Source organism: Maritimimonas sp. 2304DJ26-3 (genome assembly GCF_056591635.1).
The window spans coordinates 539,480-554,371 of the sequence record NZ_JBWQOK010000001.1 but is presented as its reverse complement, the minus strand read 5'-3'; the positions used below and the strand labels follow the sequence as shown (position 1 = coordinate 554,371).

11 protein-coding genes are annotated in these 14,892 nt (G+C 32.9%); 4 read left to right on the top strand and 7 right to left on the bottom strand.

What is annotated here, in order from left to right; all coding sequences use genetic code 11:
• The first annotated feature begins 9 nt into the window (after positions 1 to 9).
• The 3 genes from AC1EUV_RS02570 to AC1EUV_RS02560 all read left to right on the top strand — a co-directional run bounded on the left by AC1EUV_RS02570 (position 10) and on the right by AC1EUV_RS02560 (position 5,193).
• The gene (locus tag AC1EUV_RS02570; protein ID WP_480197096.1) at positions 10 to 1,548 is read left to right on the top strand and encodes a M20/M25/M40 family metallo-hydrolase; all 1,539 of its coding nucleotides are present in this window, start codon (positions 10 to 12) and stop codon (positions 1,546 to 1,548) included.
• Positions 1,545 to 2,669 (top strand): DUF819 family protein, encoded by a 1,125-nt coding sequence (locus AC1EUV_RS02565; RefSeq protein ID WP_480197095.1) that lies wholly within the window; start codon positions 1,545 to 1,547, stop codon positions 2,667 to 2,669. Before AC1EUV_RS02570 ends, AC1EUV_RS02565 begins: the two co-directional genes overlap by 4 nt.
• A 145-nt stretch (positions 2,670 to 2,814) precedes the next feature.
• Positions 2,815 to 5,193, top strand: coding sequence for a sodium-translocating pyrophosphatase (locus AC1EUV_RS02560; protein WP_480197094.1), 2,379 nt, complete (start codon positions 2,815 to 2,817; stop codon positions 5,191 to 5,193).
• 106 nt (positions 5,194 to 5,299) lie between these two features.
• Here the strand turns inward: AC1EUV_RS02560 and AC1EUV_RS02555 are convergent, their stop codons facing one another.
• From AC1EUV_RS02555 to AC1EUV_RS02525, 7 genes are all read right to left on the bottom strand, one after another.
• Positions 5,300 to 7,249 (bottom strand): thiamine pyrophosphate-binding protein, encoded by a 1,950-nt coding sequence (locus AC1EUV_RS02555; RefSeq protein WP_480197093.1) that lies wholly within the window; start codon positions 7,247 to 7,249, stop codon positions 5,300 to 5,302.
• Positions 7,250 to 8,488, bottom strand: a complete 1,239-nt coding sequence (locus AC1EUV_RS02550; protein ID WP_480197092.1) for a cation:proton antiporter — start codon at positions 8,486 to 8,488, stop codon at positions 7,250 to 7,252.
• A gap of 2 nt (positions 8,489 to 8,490) precedes the next feature.
• A complete protein-coding gene (locus tag AC1EUV_RS02545; RefSeq protein WP_480197091.1) occupies positions 8,491 to 10,104 on the bottom strand; it encodes a glutamate synthase-related protein in 1,614 nt (537 codons plus the stop codon).
• An 85-nt stretch (positions 10,105 to 10,189) separates the two neighbouring features.
• The gene (locus tag AC1EUV_RS02540; RefSeq protein WP_480197090.1) at positions 10,190 to 10,804 is read right to left on the bottom strand and encodes a deoxynucleoside kinase; all 615 of its coding nucleotides are present in this window, start codon (positions 10,802 to 10,804) and stop codon (positions 10,190 to 10,192) included.
• A 41-nt stretch (positions 10,805 to 10,845) separates the two neighbouring features.
• Complete coding sequence (locus AC1EUV_RS02535) at positions 10,846 to 11,568, bottom strand: hypothetical protein (protein WP_480197089.1); 723 nt, start codon at positions 11,566 to 11,568, stop codon at positions 10,846 to 10,848.
• Between the two features lie 104 nt (positions 11,569 to 11,672).
• Positions 11,673 to 12,353, bottom strand: coding sequence for a response regulator transcription factor (locus AC1EUV_RS02530; protein ID WP_480197088.1), 681 nt, complete (start codon positions 12,351 to 12,353; stop codon positions 11,673 to 11,675).
• Positions 12,346 to 13,926 (bottom strand): sensor histidine kinase, encoded by a 1,581-nt coding sequence (locus tag AC1EUV_RS02525; RefSeq protein ID WP_480197087.1) that lies wholly within the window; start codon positions 13,924 to 13,926, stop codon positions 12,346 to 12,348. The genes AC1EUV_RS02530 and AC1EUV_RS02525 overlap by 8 nt, the downstream gene beginning before the upstream one ends.
• A 120-nt stretch (positions 13,927 to 14,046) precedes the next feature.
• Here AC1EUV_RS02525 and AC1EUV_RS02520 point away from each other — a divergent pair, with 120 nt between their 5' ends.
• Positions 14,047 to 14,889, top strand: a complete 843-nt coding sequence (locus AC1EUV_RS02520; protein ID WP_480197086.1) for a GLPGLI family protein — start codon at positions 14,047 to 14,049, stop codon at positions 14,887 to 14,889.
• The last annotated feature ends 3 nt before the right edge of the window (positions 14,890 to 14,892 follow it).

Genomic DNA, 14,892 nt, shown 5'->3' with positions numbered 1-14,892 from the left:
ACCATTTAAATGAAAATTTTTTATTTCTCCCTTAACACATTGTTTTTTCTATTTTTCTTTATTCAATTAATAAATGCCCAATACTTAACGAAGGAAGAAATTGAAAAAGTGAGTGAAGAAAAATTCATAGATGCTACTTATAAACTAAAAGAATTTTTAGAAATTCCTAATAATGGAAAATTTTCAGAACAGATTCAAAATAATCTTAATTGGTGTAATAAAACTTTTAAATCACTCGATTTTGAGACTAAGATTTTAACAACAAAAGGAGAACCTCTGTTATTTGCGCAAAAAAAGTTTCATAAAAAAGCAAAGACCGTGTTGTTTTATCTTCAAATTGATGGGCAACCTGTAGATTCCTCAAAATGGAATCAAGAGAGTCCTTACAAGCCAGTTTTAAAGAAAAGAAAAGGATTGAATGATTGGGAAATAATTTATTTTAAAATTGAAGATAATTTTGACAAAGATTGGAGGATTTTTGCACGATCTGCATCAGACTCTAAAGGTCCTGCAATTGCTTTTATTTCTGCATTAGAAATTTTTATGGAAAAAGGATGGAAACCAGCATATAACATAAAAGTTATAATGGATTTTCAAGAAGAGTTAAGTTCTCCGAGTTTAAGAGAAGCGGTAGTTAGTAATAAAGAATTATTACAATCTGACATGCTCTTTATTATGGATGGCACCAGGCATGTGTCTAATTTACCCACATTAACTTATGGAGCAAGAGGAATTGCCACTGCAACCCTTAAGATTTTTGGATCACGATATCCATTGCATAGTGGACAATATGGCAATTTTGCCCCTAATCCTGTTTTTAAAGCGGCGAAGTTAATTGCTAGTTTAAAAGATGAACAAGGTAGGGTCATTATTCCTGGATTTTATGACGGTATTGCTTTAAGTGAAGAAACGAAAAGTAAAATAAATAACCTTCCAGAAAATGTAGATGTTATTAAAAAAAGAATAGGAGTGGCAACTATTGACTCTGTAGGGAGTACATATCAAGAGGCACTACAGTATCCTTCTTTAAACATAAGAGGTGTAAAAGCAGCATGGGTAGATAAAAATGTGAGAACTATTATTCCATCTGACGTTATTGTAGAAATTGATATGCGTTTGGTGCCAGAATCTAATGGTAAGAGACTAATGGAATTGCTCAAAAAACATATACAAAATCAAGGTTTTCATTTTGTTGATTCAATTCCTTCAGAAGAAGATCGAAAGAATCATCCAAAATTGGCTTCGTTCAACTATAGATTAGGCTCTCAACCTTTTAGAACTCCTTTTGATTCTCCAATTGGTATAATTGCTAATAGAGCCATGAGAAGAGTTTTTGGAGATGAATTTATTAATATGAGAACTACTGGAGGTTCTCAACCTATAGCTGCTTTTATAAGAACATTAAATGTATCAGCAATATCAATTAGAATACCTAATCCAGATAATAATATTCATAGCCCAAATGAGAACTTAAGACTGGGTAATTTTTTAGAGGGTATACAATCTTGTTTATCGATTTTAAGTGAATCTATAGCGAATAATAAATGACACCTTGGATAATAGTTTTTTTAACAGTTATAGCAGTTTATTTTTTAGATAAATGGGAAAATAAGCATATTAAATCATTGTTCGATTGGGTCCCAGCAATTTTGCTAGCTTATTTAATTCCAGCTGGACTTTCTGCTTTAATAGGAAAAGATTTTTCAGGTGATAATATTCATGAATATAGTAAGCTCTATTTTATTCCATTAGCAATTGTAGCCGTTATGAGTAGCTTGTCACTTGATCAGTTAAAATCTATTGGTTGGAAACCGATTATTGTTTTTGTGTCTGGTTCTTTTTGGATAGCTGTCTTTCCAATAATGCTCGCTTTATTATTTGTGGATAGTGAATTAATTACAGAAACTTTTATTAATCAAAGTTATTGGAAAGGAGTTCCTCCAATTGTTGGAAGTTGGATTGGAGGAAGCACAAGTCAATTAGTACTCAAAGAGCTTGTTGAGTGTCCTGAGGATATATTTTTAACTGTATTAATATTAGATAATATTTTGGTAAATATATGGACCATCCTTATGTTTCAAGGAATTAAGAGAAGTGATTTTCTTAATAAAAAACTAAAGATTACAAACCTCTCTATGCCTAAAAGCTTAACTCGCAGTCAAGAAGCAGTAATCAACCCTTATTTATGTTCCTTGATATTATTTCTAAGTGTAGTTATTACTAATCAAGTAGTTAATAGTTTTGTGACTAAGATTATCATCTTATCAATAGTTGGTTTATTATTAAGTAATTTAATCAAGAAATGGAATTTTAATTTTGTTTTAAAATTAGGGGGAATATTAATTTTAATAGTGATGTCGGTTTTAGGTTTAAAGTTAAAATTTAGTTTATTCCAATTTGATTTTAATTTCTTGTCCTTTTTAATTTTTTGGTTAGTGAGTCATTTTTTTATAATGCTCGGTATAGCCAAACTACTAAATGTAAATACGGCATGGGTGCCAATTGCAAGTATGGCAAATGTTGGAGGTATAGCTACAGCACCAGCGGTAACAGCTGCATATGAAAAAAAATGGATGCCTCATGCTATAATTTTAGCAATTCTGAGTATGGCAACAGGAACCTTTTGGGGAATGTTGACAATATATTTGTTTAAAGCTTTTGTTATTTAAAGTCGTTTTATGAATAGCTAATGTAATTAGAGCAAACGATATGGCTTAAAACCTTAGTTTACTTAGCGTTTTTATTTTTTAAATCCCCTCTCTTTTACTACTTTTGCAATCGCTTAAACAAAAGTCAATTAAATAAATTTATAGAATGGAATCAATGATGATTTATATGCCAATAGTAATGGCAGCAGCAGGTTTAATTTATATGCTTATTAAGAAATCTTGGGTAATGAAACAAGATGCAGGAGATGGTAAAATGAAAGAAATTTCTGACCATATCTACGAAGGAGCCTTAGCTTTCTTAAATGCAGAGTATAGATTACTAGCAATATTTGTAGTAATAGTGAGTATTGCACTTGCAGCAGTATCTTTTATAGTGCCAACAACGCACTGGCTAATAGTTGTTGCTTTTATTTTTGGAGCCTTCTTTTCTGCTTTCGCAGGAAATATTGGTATGAAAATAGCAACAAAAACAAATGTAAGAACTACACAAGCAGCTCGTACCAGTTTACCAAAAGCGCTTAATATCTCTTTTGGTGGTGGTACCGTAATGGGATTAGGTGTAGCAGGTTTAGCTGTTTTAGGATTAACCGCTTTTTTCATCTTTTTCTTTAATTATTTTATGGATGGAGCTTGGACTTCAACTGCCGATATGACTATTGTTTTAGAAACTTTAGCTGGATTTTCTTTAGGTGCTGAATCTATTGCATTATTTGCGCGTGTTGGTGGAGGTATCTATACAAAAGCTGCCGATGTTGGTGCTGATTTAGTTGGTAAAGTAGAAGCTGGTATCCCAGAAGATGACCCTCGTAACCCCGCGACTATTGCAGATAATGTAGGTGATAATGTAGGTGATGTTGCTGGTATGGGAGCTGACTTATTTGGGTCTTATGTAGCTACAGTTTTAGCTGCAATGGTTTTAGGTAATTATGTAATTAAAGATATGGGTGGAGCTATCTCTGATGCTTTTGGAGGTATTGGTCCAATCTTATTACCAATGGCAATTGCTGGTGCAGGAATTATTATTTCTGTAATAGGAACAATGTTAGTAAGAATAAAAAATAACGACGCCAAAGAAGCGCAGGTAATGGGCGCTTTAAATGTTGGTAATATAACTTCAATCGTATTAGTTGCAATATCTTGTTTTGCATTATGTACATGGATGTTGCCTGAAACAATGCAAATGAATTTCTTTGGAGAAGGCTTACAAGAAATTTCTTCAATGCGTGTATTCTACGCAACGTTAGTTGGATTAATTGTAGGAGGGGTTATTTCTGCGGTTACTGAATATTATACAGGCTTAGGAAAACCTCCAATCTTAAAAATAGTACAGCAATCTAGCACAGGTGCAGGAACAAATATTATTGCTGGTTTAGCTACAGGTATGATTTCTACATTCCCTTCAGTATTATTATTTGCGGGAGCAATTTGGGCGTCTTATGCTTTCGCAGGATTCTACGGAGTAGCGTTAGCAGCTTCTGCAATGATGGCAACAACAGCTATGCAATTAGCTATTGACGCTTTCGGACCAATCTCTGATAATGCTGGTGGTATTGCTGAAATGAGCGAACAAGAACCAATTGTAAGAGAGCGTACAGATATTTTAGATTCAGTTGGTAATACAACAGCTGCAACTGGTAAGGGCTTTGCTATTGCTTCTGCTGCATTAACATCATTAGCATTGTTTGCTGCTTATGTAACTTTTACAGGAATTGACGGAATTAACATTTTTAAAGCTCCTGTTTTAGCAATGTTATTTGTTGGTGGTATGGTTCCAGTAGTATTTTCTGCATTGGCTATGAATGCTGTTGGTAAAGCTGCTATGGAAATGGTACATGAGGTAAGACGTCAGTTTAGAGATATCGCTGGAATAATGGAAGGAACTGGTAAACCAGAATATGATAAATGTGTTGCTATTTCTACACAAGCATCTTTAAAAGAAATGATGTTACCAGGTTTATTAACTATAGGATTTCCACTTGTAATTGCTTTTGTGCCAATGTTATTTGGGATGGATAATTTAGCAATTGCTGAAATGTTAGGAGGTTATATGGCTGGTGTTACAGTATCTGGTGTACTTTGGGCAATTTTTCAAAATAATGCAGGTGGCGCTTGGGATAATGCTAAAAAATCATTTGAAGCAGGTGTAGAAATTAATGGAGAAATGACGTACAAAGGTTCAGATGCTCATAAAGCTGCAGTAACTGGAGATACTGTTGGAGATCCTTTTAAAGACACATCTGGCCCTTCGATGAACATTTTAATTAAATTAACTTGTTTGATTGGTTTAGTGATTGCTCCAATTTTAGGAGGTCATACAGTTTCTGAAGATCATGCAAGTGCTGATACAATTGTAAATGAAGTAACAGCCGAAAATACTGAAATGAAGGTGTTGGTAAAGAAAGAGAATGGCGAAAAGAATGCAACGGTGATTACAACTACTGAAGTTAATGGTAAAAAAGAAGTTACCGTTGAAACTGTAGAAGGAGATAAAGTGGATGATTTAATTGCAGAACACGAAGAATAGAGATTCTACCGTCCATCATAAAAACAAAAAAATGCGAACCTGATGGTTCGCATTTTTTACTTAAGAATATTTCTAAATAAAAAATTTATGTTTTTATATAAAAAGGCTAAATTAAATTCACATCTGCAATAATTTCTAAAACACCAGCTTTTGGTTGTGTATAGAGTTCTTCCATAGCACCTTCTAAATCATCCTGGTTTTCTACACGTTTTCCCCAAGCACCACAAGATTGTGCAAATTCTGCAAAGTTTGGATTTGATAATGATGTTTTCCAAACATCAAATTCACCCGCACGTTGTTCTTTTGATATCTTTCCGAGCTCATGATTATTGATTACAATTAGCTTTACAGGCATATTGTACTTGACAAGAGTTGTAATTTCCGCCAAATATTGACACAAACCACCATCGCCAGCTACAGCTACTATAGGTCGTGACGTTCCAACGGCCGCAAAAGCACCAATTGCTGCAGGCAACGCAAAACCAATGGAACCTAAATAACCAGACATTAAGAAATCTTGATCTGTTGGCTCAAAATAACGACCAAATGAATAAGCATTATTACCAACATCTACACACATTACGGCATTTTCTGGAGTAAGTTTGTTCATAGCTTCAAAAACTGCAATTGAACTAATTCCATTATCGGATATTTCTAATAAACGTTTTGCTTTTTCTGCTTTCCAAATTTTCCAACGAGAAGCAATTTCACTACGTTGATCTTCAGAATTTATATTTTCTTTTAATTCTGAATTAAATATTTCTAAAGTTCTTGATATTTCTCCCCAAACTGCTACTTCTACTTGATGAAATTTACTCAAAGCCAAAGGGTCAAAGTCTACCTGAATAATTGGTTTTTTAGGAGTTATTCCTGTATGGTTAGAAAATGATGCTCCAAAGACAATAAGTAAATCACTTTCATTCATAAACCAAGAAGCGATTGGCGTTCCGCTTCTACCTAAAACGCCTCCACCAAGTGGATGATTGTCTGCAATTAATCCTTTACCTTTAAAGGTTGTAACAACGCAAGCATTTAAACTTTCAGCAAAAGCAACGACAGCTTTTTTGTGCGCTCGTGCACCGTGCCCCATAATAATTACTGGTCGTTTGGCAGTTTTAATTAATGCTACTGCATGATTAACGGCTTCTTTTGGAGGTGCAATTTCTAATGTTGTAATTCTATTTTTTGGACCTTTTGATTTCGTATTTGAGTTTACTTTTAATTCTTGTACTTCATCAGGAAACGTTAAATGTGACACATCACGTTTTAAAATAGCGTGTTTTACAGCTAAGGACATCAACTCCGCATGACGACTATCATGTTGTACACGCTGGTTGAATTCGGCAACAGTATTAAAACCTTGTACTAAATCTACTTCTTGAAAATTTCCTGTTCCAACAACCTGTGTTTTTACTTGCCCAGTTAATGCTAAAATAGGGGCCCTATCAACTTTTGCATCCCAAAGTCCTGTGTACATATTAGTCGCACCTGGACCAGCAATAGAGAAGCAAGCTGCGGGCTTTCCAGTCAATTTTCCATAGGCAGAAGCTGCAAAAGCGGCGGCACCCTCATGTCTAATACCGTAAAAATTAAGATTTCCTTTTTCTTCTTGACGACGCATGGCTTCAGCAAAACCAAGATTGGAATGACCCACCATACCAAAGACTTTAGTGACTCCCCAATTGACCATAGTTTCTGCCATAATATCTGATACTGTGGTTTCATGAGGTGCCTCTTCTTCGAGACCCACAAAAATCGCGTCTTCTTCTTCTTTAACAGGAAAAGTGTCTATACCATCGTCAAAACCTCCAGGAGGTTTTCCTGAACAAGGATCAAAATCCCAACCATGCCAAGGACAACGCAGCAATCCATTTTCTATAGAACCTTCACCTAAAGGTCCACCTTGATGCGGACAACGATTATCCAGTGCCGAAAATTTGCCTTTGTAATGTGTTAAACAAATACCTTTATGGTTTGCAGTAACGGTTTTTACACGGCCTTCAGGAAGCTCATTTCTATTATCTAAGACTTTATGCCAAATAATTTTTTTGTCCATTTATATTTTTTTAAACGTTTTTAAAATGAGTTTTTCAATCGTTAATCCTTGCACAACTATTGAAAACACCACGACTACATAGGTTACATATAAAATAAGATTTCTTACTTCACTTTCTGGTAACGTAAGTGCTAATGCAATTGAAATTCCACCTCGTAATCCAGCCCAAGTCAACACGTTCCGTTCTTTTGCATTTGCTCGATTCTTTTTTTTTAGAAAAAAGTTAGATAGATAAATAGTAATATATCTCGAAAGGATAGTAATAAGAATAGCTATTGCGCCCAATAAAAGATAGCGAATATTAAAATCTACTGTAATAATAATGAGGCCAATCAGTACAAAAAGAACAGCATTGAAAATTTCATCTAAGACTTTCCAAAAGATGTTCATATGATTTTTTAGTTCTTTGGAAATTTTCTGAGAATGCAAGCTATTTCCTATTATTAAGCCAGCAACAACCATCGCAATGGCTCCTGAAACATGAAAAATTGATGATATACTATAACCACCCAAAACAACAGCTAAAGAAATATGTACGGCTATTACTGGTTCTTTGGCGACACTTCTAATAAATATTTTTCCTAAATGTCCTAAAAGAAATCCCATTAAAAGACCTCCTCCGGCTTCTATTATAAATTCTTTAGATATATGAACAACCTCAAACTCTTTAGCCATGGTAGCCAATGATAATAATGATAAAAATACCACAATACCAACACCATCATTAAACAGTGATTCACCCACAATTTTAATTTCCATGTGTTTCGGTGCGCCTGCTTTTTTCAATAATGCCAATACTGCAACTGGATCTGTAGGTGAAATTAATGCGCCAAACACCAAGCTATATAAATAACTAACTTCAAATCCGATTAAAGAAGTTATAAAGTAAAATGCAGTTCCTATAAAAAAAGTACATGCTAATACTCCAAAAGTCGCATATATAATTACTGAACTTTTTTCATCTAATAGGCCTTTTAAATTCACATGAATTGCTCCTGCGAATAGTAAGATTCCTAATAAAAAGTCGAAAAGAATAGTTTTAAAATCGATTTGACCAACTATAGGATATAACTTCATAAATAATTCTTTGTCAAAAAGATATATAGAACTACCTATTGAGAATGATATGATAATTGCAAGAAGCATTACACCAATAGTTTCAGGGAGTTTTAAAAACTTGGTATTTATAAAACTTAACAATGCAGCAAGTGCGATAATTGCTATAAGTATATTGAACATAATTAGTGAGTTCCTGCGAAATTAATTCCAGATAATTTATGCATTTCAAAATCAAAGGTTGATAAATCGTTATGATTAAATTTAGAAATATCATCATAACCACAAGATCGAGCAATAACTTTTATAAGATTATTGGTTGCATCAAAATAATTATATAGCTGCTTAGCTGATGATTCAATAATTAATCTGCTACGTAAAGATTCTTTTTGCGTTGCAATACCAACTGGGCAGTTATTTGTTCCACAAGCACGCATCCCGAGGCAACCAATAGCTTGTAATGCTGAATTGGAAACTGCAATAGCATCTGCTCCCAACATCATTGCTTTGGCAAAATCTTCAGCAATTCGTAAGCCACCAGTTATAACCAAAGTAATGTCTTTTGCGTTTTGTTTGTCAAGATATTTTCTTGCTCTAGCTAGTGCTGGAATAGTAGGTACATTAATATTGTCTCTCAATATGGTCGGTGCAGAACCTGTTCCACCACCACGACCATCAAGAATAATATAATCAACACCAACATCTAATGCAAACTGAATGTCTTTTTCTATATGACTAGCAGCGATTTTAAAACCAATCGGAATTCCACCAGTACGTTTGCGAACTTTTTCTGAAAAATCTTTAAAATCTTGCACATTTTTAAAATTAGGATTGGCTGCAGGAGAAATCGCTGCTTCTCCTTCTTTTAAACCTCTAACTTTAGCAATTTCTGCACTTACTTTATTGCCAGGTAAATGACCACCAGTTCCAGTTTTTGCACCTTGTCCACCTTTAAAATGAAAGGCCTGTACATTATCTAATTTGTCCCATGAAAATCCGAATTGAGCAGAAGCTAATTCATAAAAATATCTAGAATTATTCGCTTGTTCTTGTGGTAACATACCTCCTTCGCCTGAACAAATTCCAGTACCAGCGAGTTCGGCTCCTTTACTTAAGGCGATTTTAGCTTCTCTTGAAAGTGCTCCAAAACTCATATCAGAAACAAACAATGGAATATCTAATTCTAGAGGTTTCTTAGCTTTTGGACCTATTACAACTTTAGTAACAACTTCTTCATTATCTAACAAAGGTAAGGTTGCGAGTTGAGCAGGTAAAAATTGAATATCACTCCATTTAGGAAGTGTATTTCTATCTACACCCATAGAAGCTGAAAACCCATGATGCCCCAAATTTTTCAAACCATTTTTGGCAAGTTCTTTAATATAACCAGTATAAGGTTCTGTATCTTCTGGATGTGTATCGGCGTAAGTACCCAAATATTCATCACGATTAAAAGGTTGAGGATGTTCTGCTTCAAAAGCATCAATTTCCGCTTTATCAATCAATAAAGAATCCCCTTCAATATATTCTTGAAACCTATGTAAAACTTCGCTATTGTTATATTCTGAAACACCTGTATCATAACGATAATCCCAACCGTGAACGCCACAAATTAAATTGTGACCATCAATATGACCATCTGCCATTAAAGCACCGCGATGTAAGCATCTTCCATACAAAACAGAAATGCCTTTTTCATGTTTAATTATTACTAGATCTGTCTTTTTAACTAATGCATAAGTTGGTTGTAATGGCTTAAGTTCTGAAACTTTAGCTATTTCAATAAGGTTGGTTTTCATAAAGTTGATTTATTAGAAATAGTTATTCCAAGTTACAACTTTAAGTCGAGAAGAAATTTAAATGATTACAGATTAGGTTTTAAGATTAAAACAACCCATGTATCTGAGCGTCGATTTTATCAATAATAGAACCTAAATCTTCAGGCTTGTCTACAAAATCTAAATTATCTACATCAATTATTAAGAGTTTACCTTTTGTATACGTAGATATCCAAGCTTCATATCGCTCATTTAACCGACTTAAATAGTCAATACTAATAGTGTTTTCGTAATCTCTACCACGTTTATGTATTTGATCTACTAAAGTAGAAATATTAGCACGTAAATAAATCAATAAATCAGGTGGAGCTACTAGCTTTTCCATCAATTCAAATAACGAAGAGTAATTGCTAAAATCACGATTGGTCATTAAGCCCATAGCGTGTAGATTTGGAGCAAAAATATGTGCATCTTCGTAGATAGTACGATCTTGTATAATGTTTTTACCCTTTTCACGTATTTCAAGAATCTGGCGAAATCTACTATTCAAAAAATATACTTGTAAATTAAAAGACCATCGTTCCATCTCGGCGTAAAAATCGTCGAGATATGGGTTTTCTTCTACAGATTCATAATGTGGGCTCCATCGATAGTGTTTGGCAAGAAGTTTAGTTAAGGTAGTTTTTCCAGCGCCAATGTTTCCGGCAATTGCAACGTGCATTCTAGGTGTTTTTGTTTGATTTTTAAAGAGCTTAAAGGTACTTATTTTTTTAAAATAGAATACTTGTAAATGACGGCATCCTTGAAAAAATAAAGATTATTTTTATTAACAAAATAATTTGTTGATAAGTGTTTGTTGTTAACGAGTTCAACCTTGATCATAGAGTTGTTTTTAAATACAAATAGATCCTTACCTTCAAAATAAGTTAAATCATCATCTAATAGTTGAATGTTTGAAAACTCTTGCAAAGAAATAGTCGTCAAATAACTGCCAAACTCATTAAACTTAACTATTTCTTTCTCTGAATATACCCAACAGTTTTCATAATCACTTATTAAATTATTGGCTTCAAAATTAAAGCTATAAAAACTTAAAGGTTGTGAATCAAAAACAGTTTTTTTAGTTTCATAATTCCATAAAGAGAGCACATTGTCATCTAAACTATACAACCAAAGATTATTGTTAGAAGAAATACCAGCATATGTTATATTCTTAGTAAAATTCTCTCTTGAAAAATTTATAATATCTGTCAACTCATTCAATCTATTATCTAACAATACTATGGTGTTAAAATCTCGATAAAACAATAAAATTTTTAAAGGGTTTGTTATATCCACAGAAGTTATTTCACCAATTCGTGTATTAGTGTAGGAGAATATATCTTTATTAGTCTTCTTATAAAAAGTATTTCCTTTAGTGTAATAGTAGTTTTCAAAATCATCGACACCAACAAATACATCTGCTTTCAATGAAATAGAATCCATAAATTGTGTGGTAATCGATTCCTGCGAAAGAGAAACATTTATAAATGCAAAGTAAAAGATAAACAGTAGTAGTCTCACAAAAGGCAAAATACTAAATTATTTGATTAACAGATCAACTTATAACCATAACCACGAACATTCACAATCTGAATAGAATCATCTTTTTTTAGTTTTCTGCGAAGTTTAGTAATAAAAACATCCATACTTCGGGCATTGAAAAAGTCATCATTACCCCACAGTTTTTTAAGGATAAATGCTCTATCTAGTACCTCATTCTTCTTTTGAGTGAGATGTAATAATAATTCAGACTCTCTATGTGTAAGAGGTTCGAATTCTTCTCTATAATTTAATAGTTGCTTTTTATAATCAAATAGATAAGAACCGATACTAATATTAGAAAGGTCTTGCTTTAAATTAATTCTATTAAGGAGTGAATTGATGCGTACGATCAGTTCTTCCATAGAAAATGGTTTTTTTAGATAGTCATTACCGCCATAATTAAATCCATCTACCACATCTTTAGTTTGTGATTTTGCAGTTAAAAAAATGATTGGAATATTTGAATTTTCTTCTCTAATTTCTTTCGCCAATGTAAACCCGTCTTTTTTTGGCATCATTACATCTAGCACCAAAATATCGGGTATTCCTTTATGGTATGCTTGTAAAGCTTCTTCACCATTTTTTGCTAAAAAAACTTCAAAATTGCGAGTTTCTAAGCTTTCTTTAACAATTTGCCCAAGACTGGGTTCATCTTCAGCTAAAATAACTTTTATAGTATCACTCATTTGGTAAAGAAATTTTAAAAGAAGTATTTTTTGAATCTGAATTCAAACTAATAGTACCACCATGCTTTTCGATTATTTTTTTTGTGTAATATAGTCCAATTCCAAAGCCTTTTACATCATGCGTGTTTCCTTTTGGCACGCGATAAAATTTATCAAAGATCTTTTCACGTTGGTGCTTATCAATACCTTTTCCATTATCTGCTATAGTGATTTCGACTGTATTTAGAATAGAGGTTATGGTAACTTGAACATCATTACCACCGTATTTAGTGGCATTGTCAATAAGGTTTGAGATGGCATTTTCAAAATGAAAAGGATCAACGTCTATGGTTAAAGATTGAGTATTTGCTGAAAAATGTAGATTTTTCTCTGTTGCTATTAATTGATGCTTTTGAACCACTTTTTCAGTTAATTCAATAATATCTTGAGTTTCTTTATTGAGTAATAATTTTTCACTGTCTAATGTTGCCGTTTCAAGTAATTTTTCTACCATACCATGCAATTTCTTAAGCTGAACTGAAGAAATGTTGAGGTATTTTTTTGTCTTTTCTTTGTCATTAACGACATTAAAATTTTCTAAAGCTTCTACTGCTGTTGACACCGTAGCAATAGGTGTTTTAAATTCATGAGTAATATTACTGATTAGGTCATTTTTTATTTCGGCTAATTGTTTTTGTTGATTGATGATTTTCAACAAATAAAACAAACTGGAGATTACTGCTATTGACAATAAAAGAGATAACAGAATTCCAGTTAAACTTCTTTTAAAAGCTTCGTAACTTGGGTTATCGTAACGAAGTGTAAATTGCTCATTAGGTTTTAAGTAAGTGGATTTTGCATTGCTCGCAAGGATGAATTCTGGTTGAAGCTCAACTTTCGTAGAATAAAAAAGAGTGTCATCTTTTTTGTGATTAAAATAAAAAGATGTAGAAATCTTTTTATTCTTAAATTCCTTTTTTAAAATTGAGTCTAATTTATAATGGTCTATAGAATCATTTTCTAGTGCAACAAAAATAGTTTTTAAACCTGTAATCAGTTTTAAACTATCTGTAGCTCTCTTACCTCTAAAAACGCGTACATCTGTAACACCACTTTCTGAATCAAAATGAAGTCCTGTGTTACCATCTTTAGAAAGTTGCGTGAATTTTTTAACCTTAGAAAATGAATGCAAAGAAGTATCCTTAATACTTTTTCGTAATCTATCTTCTACTCCTTTAAAAAGAGAATCGAAATCTTTAAAGTCTGCCTTGGTATCAGTACTTATCTCTATAGTTGAAATTTCAACATCAGCTGTATCCCTTTGAATATGCTTAAATACATTGTTAACAGCACTTTTATTTTTATGATTATAGTTTATTATAGAATCGGTTTCAACAATTGCCAAAAAATTTCTTTTTGAAAGATCAGCATAGTATTGCTCTATAGAATTATCTAAACTTATTTGTATTTCACTTTGAACACGGTCCATGTTAAGCTGATAATTTTTGTAATTCCAATACAATTGCACTACGATAGTTGCAATAATAGTTGCCGTTATCAGATACAGTATCCAGTTATATTTTTTGGTGTTCATGCTTCAAATATAGCTAGTTATGTGCTATAAAAGAGATCACTTAACACTCGTTAACACTCGTTAACCTAAAATGTCTTTTTTCAAGCTCATATTTGTGGTGTAATAATAAATTTTAAACTCATGAAAAACACATTCACCTTTTTTGCTTTACTATTTTCATTATTAATTAATGCCCAAGATTTTTCTGGAAAAGCAACTTATAAAACGCATAGAAAAGTAGATATTAAATTAGATAGTTCTTCTAACGCCCCAGATGCAGATACTCAAAAACAGCTAATGGCACAATTGCAAAAACAATTTCAAAGAACTTATACATTGAATTTTACCAAAACGGAATCAACATTTAAACAAAACGAAAAATTAGAAGCACCAAAAGCGCAAGCAGGTGGCGCACAAATTATGATTATGGAAGTTGGTGGCGGAGGCGGCACTGATTTATTGTATAAAAACATAGCTGAAAAGCGTTATGCGAATAAAACGGAAATTAGCGGTAAGCGTTTTTTAATTCAAGATAAACTAGAAGGTCTTGATTGGAAAATGTCTGGAGAAACCAAAAACATTGGCAACTATACTTGTTATAAGGCAACAAGATCTAGAGAAGAAGAACGTATTTCTTTAACCGTAAATAATGGTGAAGAGAAAGAGAATAAAGAAATGGTTACTGTAGAAACTGTTGCATGGTATACACCAGATATACCTGTAAGTAATGGCCCAAGAGAATATTGGGGGTTACCAGGGTTGATTTTAGAAATTCAAGAAGGAAATGAAACTATTGTTTGCACAGAAATTGTTCTAAACCCTTCTGAGAAGATAACTATAGATGAACCGACTAAAGGAAAGAAAATCACTCAAGAAAAGTTTGATAAAATTATGGATGACCACAGTAAAGAAATGATGGAACGCTTTAGAAATAGAAGAAAATCTAAAGACGGACATAACATGAGTATAGAAATACAAGGCTAATTA